This is a genomic window from Phormidium sp. CCY1219 (genome assembly GCF_055795085.1).
Genome location: NZ_JAYFEQ010000697.1, coordinates 15,945 through 31,210 on the forward strand (window position 1 = coordinate 15,945; position 15,266 = coordinate 31,210).

Sequence of the window (15,266 nt, forward strand, 5' to 3'; positions counted from 1 at the left end):
GCAATTCGCGATCGCCCTCAAACTGCCCACCCACACTCCCCCAACTCTTTCCGCAATTGTACGCTTCGCGGCGTTAGGGTCGGAAACCGATAGGGAATTAAAAACACACCCTTCGGGATTTGAGAATTCGTGTTGTGACTCCTGACTTCATACCCCATGCGACGCAAACCCTGAAGGCGATCGAACACCTCCGCCACCTCAACTCCCCATAACCACGCCATCTCTGTTGCTGGCAATTGTTTTGCCACCCCGATTCCCGCCACCACCGATTCAACCACCCGCCAGAAATCCGTCACTTCCAACCCCGGGTGAAAAGACAATTTGGCGCTAATTTTCGGCGCGTACTGATAATAACCCGAAAGCTGAACCAAATCCGCTTTACCAGTTATTTCAATTAGTTTTTCCTCAAATCCTTTCCACAACGCCGTAAAGACTCGCTTGTCCAATCCTTGCCCTGACAAGCAGACTTTCTCGGTACCCAATCCCCAACAGTGATGATTGTCAGCGGGAAAAATGGCGATCGCATAGTCATTTTCCCCCTCCCCAATCTCCCCAATTCCCGCTGTAATCCGCCAACACTTCGGCGTCAACGCATACTCAATCTCAACCCGCACGCTATCCAGGATTTCTGCTTCACTCCAACCAAAATCCACCGACAAAAATCGCCGCCTCTTTCCCTTACCACAATGCCGAGATAATGTCAATGGTTTGGGGGGTTTTTTCGGAAGCAATGCGATCGCCTCCCTCGCCTTTTGTTCGTATCGTTTCGTCAACTGGCGCTTGCGCCGTCGAAATCCCAACCGCTTATTTGTCGGCAAATACTGCATCGGAAACGGCAACTCATATCCCATCACCTGATGCAACAAACTCAGCCCCAACATCCGCCCCAATTGCGGCGGCACCGAATTGCCAATTTGTTCCCGACAAACCGCATCAGTTCCCACCAACTCATACTCATCCGGAAACGTTTGCAACCGCTTTAATTCCGCCACCGAAAACCGCCGATTTTCCCAGCTAAACGGGCCGGTATATTGTCCCCCTTTCGCTTTAATCGTTCGCACCGGCAGTTCCGGATCCGCCTTATAAAGAAAATCCGAAAACTTCGCTCGCCAACTAAAAATCGGCTGCGGATGACCCATCCGTTCCGTGTAAAAACTGTAATTCAACCCCGGCGGAATATCCTTTAATAAATAGCCGTACCGTCCCCCAAGCTCCCATTTTGCCTCAAAATTCTCCGCACCCGCCACCGCTTCCCCAGCGGTATAAAACGGTTCTTTTCCTGGAGAATCAAGACCATGCGTTGGATAGGGAAATAAATAGTTTCCGGATTTTAATCCCACAATAAACAACCGCTCTCGATGCTGCGGTACTCCATAGTCTGCCGCATCCAAAACGCGATAGAAAAGCTGATAACCCGCCGCTTGAAATGCCTGCTGAATTTCTTGCCAAGCGTCTCCCTTTTGCGCCCCAGTAATTCCCGAAACGTTCTCAAATAAAAAGCCTTTCGGTTGCAGGGTTTTCAGTAACCGGACGTACTCTTGAAATAGGGTTCCTCTGGCATCATGGGTTCCCGCCACCCCCGCCGCCCTACGCCCTGCAGCAGAAAAAGATTGACAGGGTGGCCCACCCACGATAAAATCGACTTTCAGTTCCGGACTCGGATAAAATTCGCGGATATCAATGCAAACGGGTTGCGCCTTTTCCAACCATTTTCCCGGTTGAGAATTGTGGGTTAACGTTTGAATGTATTTCCCTTCCACCTCCACCATCTGCACCATATCAAACCCACAGTCATGGAAGGCGATATCCAGTCCCCCGCCCCCGGAAAATAAGCTGAGGGTTTTGATAGGAGTATGCCCGGTTTTGATAAGCCATTGGCGGATAGATTTGCCAAAGCGATCGCACCATCCCGGTTCGCCACTGATTGCCAATGCAGTTAACATCTGTTTAAACCAACTTTCATCGCCTGCAGTATCGGGCAGTTCTAATGGTAGAGACAGTTGTTTCATGGGTTAAATTGAATGCAAAATACCCGCCAGGGATTAAAATCCCTGACTAATAGCTAAAGTCCTCTGAAGAGGACTCTGTTTTATTCTAGGTTTTTATGATGCGGTAGGGTGGACATTGTCCACCCTACTTCTCCTGACAAATTACCCGTAGGACTCCTCGGGTTCCGTTCCCGTGGGCATCAAAACGGGTCGTTTGGAAATCGACAGGGTTTCTAAAAAGGCAAAGGTCAGATAAACCGGATTTAACAACAAATATCGCTTCCACAAGCGACCCGGTTCCTGAGTCAATCGGTAAAACCATTCCAGTCCCCGTTGTTGCATCCAAGGGGGTGCCTGGGATACCGTACCGGCATGAAAGTCAAACGCTGCTCCCACCGCCATCAATGGCATGGGTAAATGATTTCGGTATTCGTAAACCCAGACTTCCTGACGGGGACAACCTAACCCAACAAAGGCGATCGCCGCGCCACTATTTTTAATCCGGTTAATCACTTCCTCTTTCTCATCCGCTGTTAACCGACGAAACTTAGAGGGTTCCGCACCGGCAACTTTTAACTCGGGTTCCTTGCGGTGCAAATTGTCTAATAGGCGATCTAAAGTCTCCGGTTTGCTGCCGTAAAAATAGACGGGTAGCCCTTCTTTTGCGGCTGCTTCCAAGACTTTTAATGTCAGGGTCGGACCATAGACGCGATCGGGCAGTTTAATCCCGTGGATCCAGTTGAGCGCCCAACGCACGGGTTGACCATCCGGCGTCACCATATCCAAGGCATTCAGGCGGCGACGATGCACCGGATCGTAGAACCCGGTCATCACCCCATGAACCGCCAACGCCGTCATTGCCAGAGGCGATCGCTCCTTCGCCGCCCGAATAATCGCATCAACACCATGTTCGTAATCGATGGCCGATATTTTTACACCCAAAACGGGGTATTGTCCTTCATTAATCACCCCAACCCCCTCATTTATGTAAGGAATTTTTATGGATTCTATTCTTAGCAATTAGCACCCTGGCTAATTGCTAAGGAGGAAACTTGAAAAAATTAGTAGAACACCCTGGATTTTGATAGCTGTTGGAGACGCGATCGGTGAAACAATAAAGCCGTTCAAGCGCTCCAGCGAGTTTTGTTAAAGTCGTAGATTTCTTGGAAAATGTCCCTGACACTAGGATAGCTTAGTTTCCATTCCGGATAGTGGGATTTGAACTTAGTTAAATCGCTGATGTACCAGATATGATCCCCCATGCGATTGGTCTCGGTGTAGCTCGTTTCCATTTTCTTACCCGTAATTTCCTCGCACATGTGGATCCCTTCGAGAACCGAGGTATTGCTCTCGCGACCGCCGCCGAGGTTGTACACTTCAGCAATGCGGGGTTTTTGGACAAATGCATCGATCGCGCGGATCACATCAGTGCAGTGGATCACGTCCCGGACCTGCTTGCCCTTGTAACCGATAACGGTGTACGGGGTGCCGGTCATGGCGCATCTCATCAGGTACGAAGGGAACCCGTGCAATTGGGCACCCGAGTGCTGCGGCCCACTGAGCACGCCGCCCCGAAACACGGCACTTTTGATGTTGAAATAGCGCCCGTATTCTTGGACGAGGAGATCCCCCGCCGCTTTGGAGGCCCCAAACAGGGAGTGCATGCTTTGGTCGATGCTCATCTCTTCCGGGATCCCGTTTTGGTAGGCATGGTTGGGGTTGATTTCCCAGCGAGTTTCCAGTTCGACCAAGGGGAGAGTGTTGGGGCGATCGCCATACACCTTATTGGTGGAACAGTGAGCGAATACCGCTTCCGGACAGAACTGCCGCGTCGCCTCCAGCAGTACCAGAGTACCATTGGCATTAATGGTGAAATCCGTAAATGGCTCCTTAGCCGCCCAGTCGTGGGACGGTTGCGCCGCCGTATGGACAATGGTGACGATATCCGATTTGTATTTCGAAAAAATCTCGTTAATGCTTTCGGTATTGCGGATATCGGCTTCGTAATGTTCGTACTTATCGCCGAGTTCTTTACCGACTCGTTCCCGATTCCAATTGGTAGAGGCGTCTTGCCCGAAGAAGTATTGGCGCATATCGTTATCGATGCCCACCACCTTGTAACCAGCTTTGCCGTAAAACAGGGCAGCTTCCGAACCAATGAGTCCGCCCGACCCGGTGACGATGACTACAGACATTGTTTTCTCCTGTGGTTTTGCTTTGCGTGGCAACCCGTCCCCCCGATTGCTGGGGTGAATTCTTCCCCTAGATTATAGGCAGGTAAAGCGATCGCAACAGATTTTCATCGGTTAGTGGAAATCTTTAGCGCGGGTGTAAATTTTCATCAATAGCTGATAATTGCGTTCAGCAGTGTATTTCGCCTCGAATTCTGCCCTCGCTTCACGGCGCATTTCGGCAAGTTCACGGGGACGATCCAATGCGAACTCCACTTGCCTTACTAGGTCATTGGCATCCCCGGGACGAAAGAAAAGACCCGTCCGTCCCCGATCCACCAATTCGGCGATCGCTCCGATATTTGCTGCGATCGCTGGCGTTCCCTTGGCAAACGCTTCTATCGCAACCCGGCCAAACGTCTCGTACCATTCCGATGGAAAGATAATAAATTTGGCTTCCCCCATCAGATCGTAAACTTCCGACAAAGGACGGCGACCCAACCATTCCACATTTGGCAGTCTCTGTACTGCCTGTTCTACCAGGGCAGCTAAGGGTCCATCTCCGACAATTTTTAGGGGAATCCGCTTGTCCAAACGTTCCCAGGCCGCTAGCATCGTCTCCAATCCTTTTTCAGGGGAGAGTCTACCCACAAAAAAAGCATACCCGCCTTTTCCCTCACCCACTCCAGGATCGGCGGAGACAAAGTTGGGTTTGACCACAATTTTCTCGGCGGGTAAACCCGCTTCGATAAACTTACTGCGGGCAAAATGGGTGAGGGTCACGTAAACATCCACCATTTTTGTCCAAGTCTGCAAGGCTCGGTGTACCGTCTGCATTGCCACCACCGTCGCCGAACCCGCACTATTGTCCCGATAGCAAGCGTGAACGACTCCCGGCCAAGGAATTACCTTACCCATACAGTCTTCGCAGACTCGTCCCTCGCGGAAAAAGAAAGAATTCGCGCACAACAGACGGTAATTCCGCAAGCTTTGAACCACGGGAATGCCTTCCGCTTTAGCGGCATAGTAGACCGAGGGCGAAATCAGGGGGAAAAAATTTTGAACGTGAATCAGATCGTAGGGATTTTTTTTGAGTCGTTCTCTGACACTTTGATAGCTTTCCATCGACCAGACGGTCCGGAGGGCAACGCGCAGATTTCCCAGTTGCGCTACGCGATCGTTGTGGTCTTCGTAAACATCCACTGTATGGTTGTTTTCCCGTAAAAGCCGTTCTTCCGCTTCTCGGGACTCGTCTTCTCCACCGCGAATCTGATAGCGATTATGTATGCTGAGAATGTTCACTTTATCAATCTCCTGTTAATTTTAAAAATGGAATAAATACCCTACATATTGAGGTATTTTTTAAGCCCCTGAATTTACAGCATTGCCAACACTCTAGTAAAAGTTTCTCCACATAATTTTACTCCCCATTTAGGCAGGTTTTTCCCCGAAGATTTTTTTTAATTGACACTTTTTTAACTCACTATTTAGTAATTCACCTCATCATCTATCTCATAATAATTTTTCAAAGTATTAATCTTGCATAGACTAAGAGCCTTTCCTGAAATAAAGCTCGCCTAGCATAATTTGTATTTTTTTTCCCGGATTATTAACAGTGAACGCTCGGGACTTACCCAACCCACCGATTTGTAGGGTAGGCAATGCCCACCATCTCCTAGATTTAGAGCAATTCCCAGCCCATTGCATACCTCCTAAAAGCTCTTGTTTGCAACCCGTTTTTTTTCTATAAAGTACGGCAGATTTCCACGCAACTTAACCCCCCTTAATGGGTTACGGTGACTACAGACATTGCAGTCTGCTGTTGTCTGGGTGTGTTTGGCAACCCCTCAGCCCTGTTGCTCGGGTAAATTCTTCCCCTAGATTATAGGCAGGTGGGTGTTTCTCTTCACCAGGGAGCCAGGGTATCCAGTTGTCTGCTTAACCGGGTTGGCGATCGAGAATAGCTCTTTCCCCCCTCACCCTTTATGGTTTAGCATTTCAAGACTTTATGATAAGCAAATTTCATTTTTTCCGCCAGTTTTTCCCAAGTGTATTTTTCCAGCACTTTATGATATCCTGCTTCACCCATTTCATGGCGTCGGGAAGGGTTATCCATTAGCTCGATAATTTTTTCGGCAATTTGAGGGGCATCCTGTGTGACTAAAAAACCATTGCTACCCTCATTGATGACTTCTCGAACGGCAGGAATATCTCCGCCAATGACTGGTTTTTTCATCATCCATCCTTCCGTGTAAACCCCACCAAAACTTTCCTGCATTGAGGGAACGCATAAAATATCGCTAGCGGCAATGGCATCGGTTTTGTCTTCTAAACTGACGCTTCCGAGTTCCAGGATCCTTGGTTCCTTGACTTCGGCAAACAGTTTTTTAGAAAAATCGGTGCGCGGGCCGATAAATACAAACCGGACATCAGCATGTTTTTGCCATACTGTTTCAGCAGATTTTAAGAGATATTCTACTCCTTTGTATTGATATTGCTGCCCCAAAAATAATACGACAGGATTTTCACCGATTGAGTATTTTTCCCGGAAGCGAGCGGCATCTGCTTTTTCTGCTAGCAGGGGTCCGATTCCCGTGACAAATATTTTTTCTTCTTTTACTCCCAGGTGAATTAACGTTTGCTTTTCTACGTTTGTTAGGGCAATTACGCCATCTGCTTCACGGTAAAGATTGATGTATTCCCGATAATTAAATCCCACCCATCGCGGATGATGTAGCGGGACGAATACGAAGGGAACGTTCATTTTTCTTGCCACTTTAAATGAAGCATAACTAAAGCCTTCTCGACCCATCCTGACGTTTTGAATTAGATCGGGATTATGGGCATATCGTTCTATTTTTGGAGCCAGAATGTTAGAGATTTTATCAATGGACTTTTTTTTGAAAGCATAATATCCCCAAACAAAGGGAATCAAAGCGTTTCGTTCTTGCTGAGTCAAGGTGATTTGTTTAACATCCACTCCCTCGATTTCATATTCTTTAATTTGTTGGGGGGATCTAAGGGTTGTTCCCAGCAACCAATCCGTGCGATTCTCCGTCCATTGAGTGAGGACTCTAACCCGATTTTCTTTAGCTAATGTCGAGACAATTTTATGAGTGTGGAGTTGAGCACCGCCAATGGCGGGGGGATAGGCAGTAATCGTGTAAAGTAGGTTCAAAGAAGAATCAGACATGCTGCTTGCATTGAGTAAAATAAGTCCCGGCTTCTATTATAGCGATTCTCATATTGGTGAAGTAGAGAATTTTTCTGGATTCGTTGCCTGCGCCGGAATGACAGAAACCGTTGCGTACCACATCAATTTGAGACCTGCTATCTTTCACAAAAGCTGTGATTTTTTTAATCTGTAAGATTATTTTCGTCTATGTTGGCACTCAAATTTAGACTCCATTACGGCGACACCAGCGCGGTAGAATCCCAATCCCCTAATAACAAGCCTTTTCGTAAATATCCATGAGCTGCTTCTAGTTTTGTGTTGCAGTGTAATTGGAGTTCAACCTCATTGTGACCTCTTGAAGCATCTTCTTCACTTCTTGTGGATTGGCTAAAATCAACGTTACCAGATCGCCCAGGTTGTGTGAATCCCCGGGAGAGAAGAGGATTCCCGTGGCAACCGAGGCACTATTTTTCCCACCAAACTATAATATCCTCGCCAGCAGGAATTTTGTAAAGGTTATCGAGTAGTAAGATTCTCATTGGGCGACGCTGTTGGTGAATAAGGGTGACGAGTTCATCTCGATTTTAACTGACCCAACACCTAGAGTTTTCTTGGACGAGCGCCCAAGTCAGCTTCCGTCAAGGGCCTCTTACCCTTTTCCCAAGCGCTCGACCTTTCGCCTGGTTGCGAAGGATGCTTTCAATCGTCTAAGTGAAAAGCGATCGCCTCTTCACTCCCCGATCCGCACCCTGACGCGCCGATCCGTACTTGTGCCCCTCGCCTTTCTCCCACTCCTTGGCTAATTGTGTAGTTTTTGTAAAATTATGGTTCCAAATCCCCACACCCCAACTAAAATTGATAGAATACACAGCACAGATCTTCAGGAACTCACGCCGAACTCGGTTTTTGGAGGGAAATCTCGAATCCCTATCTCCCTCAACTCCTTAACCTCGCTAAACCCCTAATTCGGAAGGGTATTTGCATTCTCGTCTCGGGGGGAGTCTTAGGGAGCGATAGATTATTTTTTCTGATTCTAGCAGATTATAGCTATCAACTGATGTTATTCAACAGTCTTCCTTTTTTACTGTTAGTTCTCCTAACTTTTTCGATTTACTACCTGCCGCGATTTCAAAGGGTTCAGGTTCCCATTCTCATTGTTGCTAGCTTTGTGTTTTATGGGTGGAGTTCTCCCTTGTTACTGCTGCTGTTATGGTTGTCGATATTCATTAACGCTATCACCAGCTTCAAAGTTGCCCAAACTTCTTGTAAAAAAAGGCGTTTGTTGTGGGCCACTTTGGGAGTTTTTAGCAACTTAACAATCCTCAGTCTGTTCAAATATGGTTCCTTGCTAACCAACCTGGGTCTAACCTTTTTTAATGTTGCCAATCCACCAAAGGGCATTATCTCCTTAATTTTACACTTACCCTTGCCAATTGGAATTTCGTTCTACACCTTTCAGGGGATTAGCTTGGTGATAGACGTTTTCCGGGAGGAAGAGATGGGGGCAGAAGCCATTTCAAACCCACAGGCAGTTGCTCCTGAAAATTTCAAAGAATATCTGTTTAAAACTTCCTTCTTTATTTCGTTCTTTCCTCAGCTCGTGGCCGGACCAATTGTGAAAGCCAAAGATTTTTACCCTCAGATACAACCTAAATATTGGCAAGAAATTCAATGGAATCTGGTCTTCCGCTCTCTCGTCACTGGCTATTTTCTCAAAATGGTGATAGCCGATAATTTGAAAGACTATACGTTCTGGATCGACTATCCTTATTACCAAGGTTTGGGAACGGTAACCAACCTAGTCTTGTTGTTTGGCTACTCGATGCAAATATTTGCCGATTTTGCAGGGTACTCCCTAATCGCGATCGGCATTGCCGCAGCTTTTGGATACCGTCTCCCCGACAACTTCAATTTTCCCTACATTTCTCGTTCGATTACCGAATTTTGGAGACGCTGGCACATTTCTTTATCGACCTGGTTGCGAGATTACTTATATATTCCATTGGGTGGCAATCGGAAGGGAAAAACGAGAACTTATTTTAACCTGATGCTGGTGATGACTTTGGGGGGACTGTGGCATGGAGCCGCTTGGAGTTATGCCGTCTGGGGAATTTTTCATGGTGTAGGGTTAGCAGTAGAAAGATTAGTGGGAATCGATAAGAAAGTCAAACATCCTAGGTTAACACCCAAACCATTTTGGCAGCAGTGTCTCGTCGATTTCTTAAGAGTTATTGGAGTTTTTTGCTTTGTTTCAATGGGATGGCTGTTGTTCAAATTGCCGCATTTTAGTCACGCCATCGATTTTATCGTCACCTTGTTTCGGAACGTCAACATCAAACCGGGATTAACCTACATCGTTCCCGTGATGATTTTTTCATTGCCGGTGATGCTTTATCATCTTCCGCATTTTCCTCCGTTCCAAAAAGCGATAGAAGTTTATGGAGATCGCTACTCCACAAAGCGAATTGGGAGGTGGTGTAACGACCTGATATTCGGAATAATGCTCGTACTTTTGTTTCTCAACAGTGGTAGCGCTAATGAGTTTATCTACTTCCAATTCTAAGGTTTCTGTGACATTTTGCCTCAAACAACCGATGCGATCGCTGCTGCGCCCCCTCGTAGTATGTCTGTTTTTCTTGGTGTTGTATTACACCTTAGTTGTGGGTGGAGTCATTCCCGCGAGTGATGGCATCAATCAACGTCAAGTGAACCAGATCAAAGCAGAACGCTACATGTATAGCGTTCGCGACCCTAACCTGGTTCTCGTCGGCAGTTCGATGACGGCGGTACTCCAAGAAAAATACTTTGATTATCCTCAAGTGACGAATATCGCTTTATCGGGAGAAAGCAGTCAAACCGGATTAAAATTGGTTGCCCTAAAAAACAAAAAACCCGAAATTTTGTTAGTTGAACTTAACTATACCCTAACTCTAGAAACCGATTCAGAAATCATCGGCGCGATTCAGCATCCCCTGTTACAGTTCGTAAAAACCTGGTTCCCAATTTTTAGAAACGAATACCAACCCGTCAGCGTCCTGGTTCATTATCTGAAAAGTCACTTCGGTGGGAACGCAGATTCGGCATCGGCTCAAATTCCCACTCAGGATTTGAGAGAAAAATTAATCGCCAGAGTCATCGAACGAGAACAGGATAATTTATCCCCTAAAACAAAAAAAGAGATGGCAAAACAATCCAAACTCATCAAACAACAGCTTATTGAAATTCAGAATAAAGGCGTGCGGGTTGTTTTATTTAATGTCCCTGGGGAAGTGCGGGTTGCCAAAACACCCCAAAGACAGCAGGAACGAGCGCTGATTCGATCGCTATTTCCGGCAGATACCTTTGAGTGGTTGCCAGAACCCGCTACAGAGGATTGGATCACTTATGATGGGATTCACTTAGTTCGTCCCGATGCCAAAAAATTTGCGCGATTTATCGAAGATCGAGTGATGAATTCTCAAGACTTCCAAACAGGGGCAATGTGAAATCATCAAAGCTTTTATGAGGACGAGCGCTCAGATATCGGATCCGATCTGCGAAGCCATGTTTTCCAATAAAATGGGACTCAGACCAATCTTTACGGAATCTCCTTGCCAGTAGTGGCGATCGCCACTCAACTCTCGCACCTGCTGGATCCCCCACTGGTTTGGTACTGACAACGAGAACTCCCGTTCTGGATTCCAGACAATCCAAGCCTGATAGCCGCGATCGCGTTCCAGGGGGCACACCCAGGTTCCATTCCACTTCGAGTAACAACCACTCATCCGTGCGCCCACCAACCATTTTTGTACCTCAGCATAGGCAACGCCAGCCGGTGTCAGGGTTGTATTGTCCGCTCGCGTTAATTTTATCCTCACTCCCCAACCCGAATCCCAACCAAACCAATAAACGCGCTTCACACCCGCCGCCCAATTCAAAATGTAAGAGCGAGCCACATAAGCGGCAGCTTCTTCCTCAGAAGAAAAGGTTCTATCCCCTAACCATCCCAACTCGGTGTTCCAAAGTGGCTTATTCTCCTGTCCGTGTTTCGCCATCACCCCTTGCACTTTTTGAATCAGCGGCACCATGTTTTCCGGAGGTCCGGGCATCACGTAAAAATGATACCCAATGATATCGGCATACTCCCCTCCCCCTTGACTCAAAAATTCGTCCAGCCACTCGACCCCGGGACTGCTACCCCAATCCCCCGTTGCCGATGGAGAAACCACCGTGATGGTCGGGTCTACTTCCTTGAGAATCTGGTACGCTTCTCGGCACAGTTCCAACATTTCTGCCATCGTACCCGTGTAGAAGCGCTTGTACCCATTCGGTTCGTTCCAGAGTTCATAGTAGTGAATGCGACCTTTGTAGCGCTCTGCAACGGTGCGGACGTAGTTGCGCCAGTCCTCTATGTTTTCGGGGGGTGCCGCTTTCCCCGGACCATACGCCGATGGCTCTTCAGGTCGTTTTGAAGCCCATCTCGGGGAAAAGCCAAGGTACATCAATGGCTCTACTTGATGCTCTTGCGCTAGCTGCAACGATTTGTCCAAAATCTCAAAATTCCATTGGCCTTTCTGGGGTTCTAAGGCAAACCACTCCACATGAGCCGCCACTAAGCGCCAACTGGCGATCGCAACGGAAGGCCAAGGGGTTAGTTGAGTAATGGGTGGGTCTGTGCGATAGGTGGGTATGGCGGCAACGTGATGCAGGTGCATCCCAAACAGGCTTGCGGGAACCTCGGTTCGAGGTTCCTCTAAATTGATACCTCCTTCCCCAGAAATGCCATTTAACCCCACAACAGTGCCTCCGGCGAAAAACAAGAACAGCACGAAAGCGGCAACCGGGCGCTGAATTCGATTCCAAACCATTTTCTCTTGGCTTTTAATCAGTTGTTCTTCTCAGGTGACGACCATCTACCGATCTTCTCGCTCTACTTGAAACGATTGTACATCCTCTCTATCCTACTACCCCTCCGCTCGCTACTCCTATTCTTCCCGCGCTTTAGCTATTTTTTGTATTTTTTATAGCAAGTAATGATTTTTCCAGTCCTAATGAGTTTTCTACAATAATTTTTCCCTCTGGAAAAAGTTCTTCCATCTCCTGTTTATTCAATAACCTTAATTCTGTTAAAAACTTTTCGCAATATTCGGTGCTTGGGCGCGTCAGCAGCCCCCATACTGTAAAATTTCGCAGTAATGGTCGCTGTAGGTCTTTCGGAAGCCAATGAATAAATGGTGTTAAAAAATGAGGCTCTACTGGAAAATATTTGCTGGGTGTTTGTATGAAGTATTGATGAGCTACTCTTTTAATTTCCTTGGCAAAATCAATTTGGGATTGCCAATCTTCCAAATGTTCTATCACTGAATTGGAGAAAGCTATGTCAAATTCTAAATCTTTGAATGGCAGTTTTTTACCATCAGCAACAACCCAATTTATATTGGGCGGCAATTCACTCTCGCTAGGATACAAATTGACAATAGTCACCTTGGGTAAACGGTACCCTTCTTTTTTGGCTAAATTCCAAAAAAATAAATCTCCACCTACATCCAACAACTTACTCGATTCATCTAGGAAAAAAAAATGATAGAACTTTTGCAATCTTTTCCGGCGAAAATACGTTAATATCGGACGATATATTTGGTGAATATTCATTGGCTGACCTACTCGGATGCAAACGGATTCATGGAAGTTGTCGATTCTATTTACTTTCAACCCATATCGAAGGGAAAATAGAAAAACCCGGTTGTGAAGGAGGGAGACTCTCAAGGATAAAAAGTTATTCAACAATATTACCAATTCCGAATGATTGTGTCAAGCACTTGCACCGCCTGTGGGTTTTTCAAAAATCAACGACTTTGAGGGAACGAACCCAACAGATGATATAGCCGAAGAGAATGCAATCCGATGTCCATTTCTCTAGACTGGCAATCGGATTCCAGACCGGGCTAGCAAACAAACCGAATCGCATCAAGGATGTTATCGGCAACAAAATCCGGAGTCAGGTGTTGGATGCGATCGCGCGCTTTCACCCTCATGGATTCCAGCTGTGCATAGGGGATCGACAGCGATCGCTCCAGTGCCGAATACATGTCCTCCGGGTCGTCCGGACGAAACTGCCACCCAGTTTCCCCCTCTTCCACTAATTCTTCTACCGATTGGCTGTAGGAACTCCCCAACATCGGCAACCCAGCCGCCATCGCCTCGTTTGCCACCACCCCCCATTCATCGGCCAAGGTCGGAAATGCAAAAATCCCCCCCTTTGCGTAAACCTCCGCCAGTTCGCTGTACTTCAAATTTCCCAGGAATCGCACCCCTAAATTAGACGGCCACATTTGCTGCTCTAAGCTCATCCGCAACGGCCCATCCCCCACCAGCCAAAATTCCACTTTCCGTTCCGGATGCCCTTTTGCCCAGCGTTTCAGAGTTGAGAAAAAGGGTTCGACCCCCTTGCGCTGCACCAACTGCCCCAGATACAACAGTCGGTAGGCATCTTCCGGCGCTCTCGAAAGGGCAACGGCCAAAAAAGGGTCAATATTAGTGGTGTAGGGTGCGAAAAAAATCCTCTCGTCAGCCACCCCAAACTGCCGGACGTAGCGCGCCCCACTTTGTCCGTTCACCAATACAGCATCTGCCTGGGGCACCAGAAACCTTCGCAATCTTTCCCTCAGCTTTCCCCTCCCCTGCTCGCTATACTCTGAAACCGTCGCCCACAGAATCATCCGGGTATCGGGATTCAACTTGCGATAAAGCAGCGCTTGCAAGGTTCGCATTCCCATTTCCCCAGAAATTACCACATCTGGCCGATACTGCCACAACGACCAAAGCGTATCGTAGGGGATGTGAACGTACAAGTCTTCAGAAAATCCATGAGGATGTTTCCACCTGCGGCGTACAGTCAGGTTTTTCTGTACTGTAACGTTCAACCTTTCCCAATTCGGCGTCCAAAGGCGATTGGCTTCCATTGGAGTGGAGATAAAGACTTGCAAGTCAGGAAGGCGATCGGCTAGTGCCTGATAAAGCGGTAACCGATGCGGTGGAATGAAGTTGGTTAACAAAGCAATTCGTTTAACCATTAATCTGACTCCCCATTTTTTCCCCGAAGACAGCAGCTAAAAGCAATCTGATATAGGGCAGCCCCCAATAAAATGGCCATAACGGCCCTGCATGACGCTGAGCGAACACTTTCCACTCCCCAACGGGCAAGCCCTTTGGCTGACTTACCTTTTTTAAACGTTGGGCGAAATTCAAATTTTGATTTTCCCAGATGTTATTGTCTGGGGAATTGGTCGAGCAGGTGCCAACATACCCAGGTGCTAGCCAGACCTGCCCCCCCTGTTGTCGCACTCGCAACCCATAGTCCATGTCTCCACTGCTGTGGATGAAGTTGGGATCCAGGTTGCCCACCACCTCTGCCACCGATCGCGGAATCAGTACGCAGTTACCGTTCATAGTATGGCAGGGTTGAGGCTCTTGGCTGGGTGGGAGCAACCGAAATTTCAGGGGATGCCACCAGGTACTTCGCACCATCCCGCCGTAGGTCAATTTGCCAGTGTCGGGGTCGCAGGTGGAACCGACGAGAATGTTTTTCGCCGAGGCGCGATCGCCTAAATTCTGGTAAGTGGAGAGCAATTTTGCCACCGCATCCGGGTAAAGCTTCGTATCGTCGTTAAACCAGAGATAGTAATCCGGATCGGCTTTTTCCGCTTCCCTAAAGGCCACCCGCATCCCGCCGTTCCAAAATAGGCTGCCGTTGCCCGGGATAGTTTTGACTTGAGGATACGTTTGTGCCACCGCCTCTGCTGTGCCGTCGGTGCTCGCATCATCCACGAGGTAGATGTTAAGCTCCACATCATCGGGGAGTCTTTGCTTGAAAAGCGCTTCCAGACTTGCCAGAGTTTTATCCTTGCGGTTGTGACAAGTGGCGATCGCGGCTATACTCTTCCGTTTCATCTC

11 protein-coding genes are annotated in these 15,266 nt (G+C 47.7%); 2 read left to right on the top strand and 9 right to left on the bottom strand.

The features are described from left to right. Positions 1-17: 17 nt before the first annotated feature. The 5 genes from AC0QH1_RS20475 to AC0QH1_RS20495 all read right to left on the bottom strand — a co-directional run bounded on the left by AC0QH1_RS20475 (position 18) and on the right by AC0QH1_RS20495 (position 7,139). Positions 18-2,009, bottom strand: coding sequence for a DNA cytosine methyltransferase (locus AC0QH1_RS20475; RefSeq protein ID WP_324633159.1), 1,992 nt, complete (start codon positions 2,007-2,009; stop codon positions 18-20). Between the two features lie 141 nt (positions 2,010-2,150). Beyond that, a complete protein-coding gene (locus AC0QH1_RS20480) occupies positions 2,151-2,930 on the bottom strand; it encodes a WecB/TagA/CpsF family glycosyltransferase (RefSeq protein WP_324633161.1) in 780 nt (259 codons plus the stop codon). A gap of 182 nt (positions 2,931-3,112) precedes the next feature. Then, complete coding sequence (locus AC0QH1_RS20485) at positions 3,113-4,183, bottom strand: NAD-dependent epimerase/dehydratase family protein (RefSeq protein ID WP_324633162.1); 1,071 nt, start codon at positions 4,181-4,183, stop codon at positions 3,113-3,115. Positions 4,184-4,294: 111 nt separating this feature from the next. Further along, positions 4,295-5,461, bottom strand: coding sequence for a glycosyltransferase family 4 protein (locus AC0QH1_RS20490; RefSeq protein WP_324633163.1), 1,167 nt, complete (start codon positions 5,459-5,461; stop codon positions 4,295-4,297). A gap of 688 nt (positions 5,462-6,149) precedes the next feature. Then, positions 6,150-7,139, bottom strand: coding sequence for a glycosyltransferase family 4 protein (locus AC0QH1_RS20495; protein WP_324633164.1), 990 nt, complete (start codon positions 7,137-7,139; stop codon positions 6,150-6,152). A 1,252-nt stretch (positions 7,140-8,391) separates the two neighbouring features. On the opposite strand from AC0QH1_RS20495, the gene AC0QH1_RS20500 reads away from it, so the two are divergent. Then, positions 8,392-9,897 (top strand): MBOAT family O-acyltransferase, encoded by a 1,506-nt coding sequence (locus AC0QH1_RS20500; protein WP_324633165.1) that lies wholly within the window; start codon positions 8,392-8,394, stop codon positions 9,895-9,897. After that, positions 9,872-10,819 carry a hypothetical protein gene (locus tag AC0QH1_RS20505; RefSeq protein WP_324633166.1) on the top strand — a complete coding sequence of 316 codons (948 nt, stop codon included), beginning with the start codon at positions 9,872-9,874 and terminating at the stop codon, positions 10,817-10,819. The genes AC0QH1_RS20500 and AC0QH1_RS20505 overlap by 26 nt, the downstream gene beginning before the upstream one ends. A 30-nt stretch (positions 10,820-10,849) precedes the next feature. Here the strand turns inward: AC0QH1_RS20505 and AC0QH1_RS20510 are convergent, their stop codons facing one another. From AC0QH1_RS20510 to AC0QH1_RS20525, 4 genes are all read right to left on the bottom strand, one after another. Beyond that, the gene (locus AC0QH1_RS20510; RefSeq protein ID WP_324633167.1) at positions 10,850-12,181 is read right to left on the bottom strand and encodes a GH39 family glycosyl hydrolase; all 1,332 of its coding nucleotides are present in this window, start codon (positions 12,179-12,181) and stop codon (positions 10,850-10,852) included. Between the two features lie 133 nt (positions 12,182-12,314). After that, the gene (locus AC0QH1_RS20515) at positions 12,315-12,965 is read right to left on the bottom strand and encodes a methyltransferase domain-containing protein (RefSeq protein WP_324633168.1); all 651 of its coding nucleotides are present in this window, start codon (positions 12,963-12,965) and stop codon (positions 12,315-12,317) included. Positions 12,966-13,258: 293 nt separating this feature from the next. Then, on the bottom strand, positions 13,259-14,386 hold the full coding sequence (locus tag AC0QH1_RS20520) for a glycosyltransferase family 4 protein (RefSeq protein ID WP_324633169.1): 1,128 nt from the start codon (positions 14,384-14,386) through the stop codon (positions 13,259-13,261). Then, positions 14,379-15,263, bottom strand: coding sequence for a glycosyltransferase family 2 protein (locus AC0QH1_RS20525; protein ID WP_324633170.1), 885 nt, complete (start codon positions 15,261-15,263; stop codon positions 14,379-14,381). The genes AC0QH1_RS20520 and AC0QH1_RS20525 overlap by 8 nt, the downstream gene beginning before the upstream one ends. Positions 15,264-15,266 lie beyond the last annotated feature (3 nt).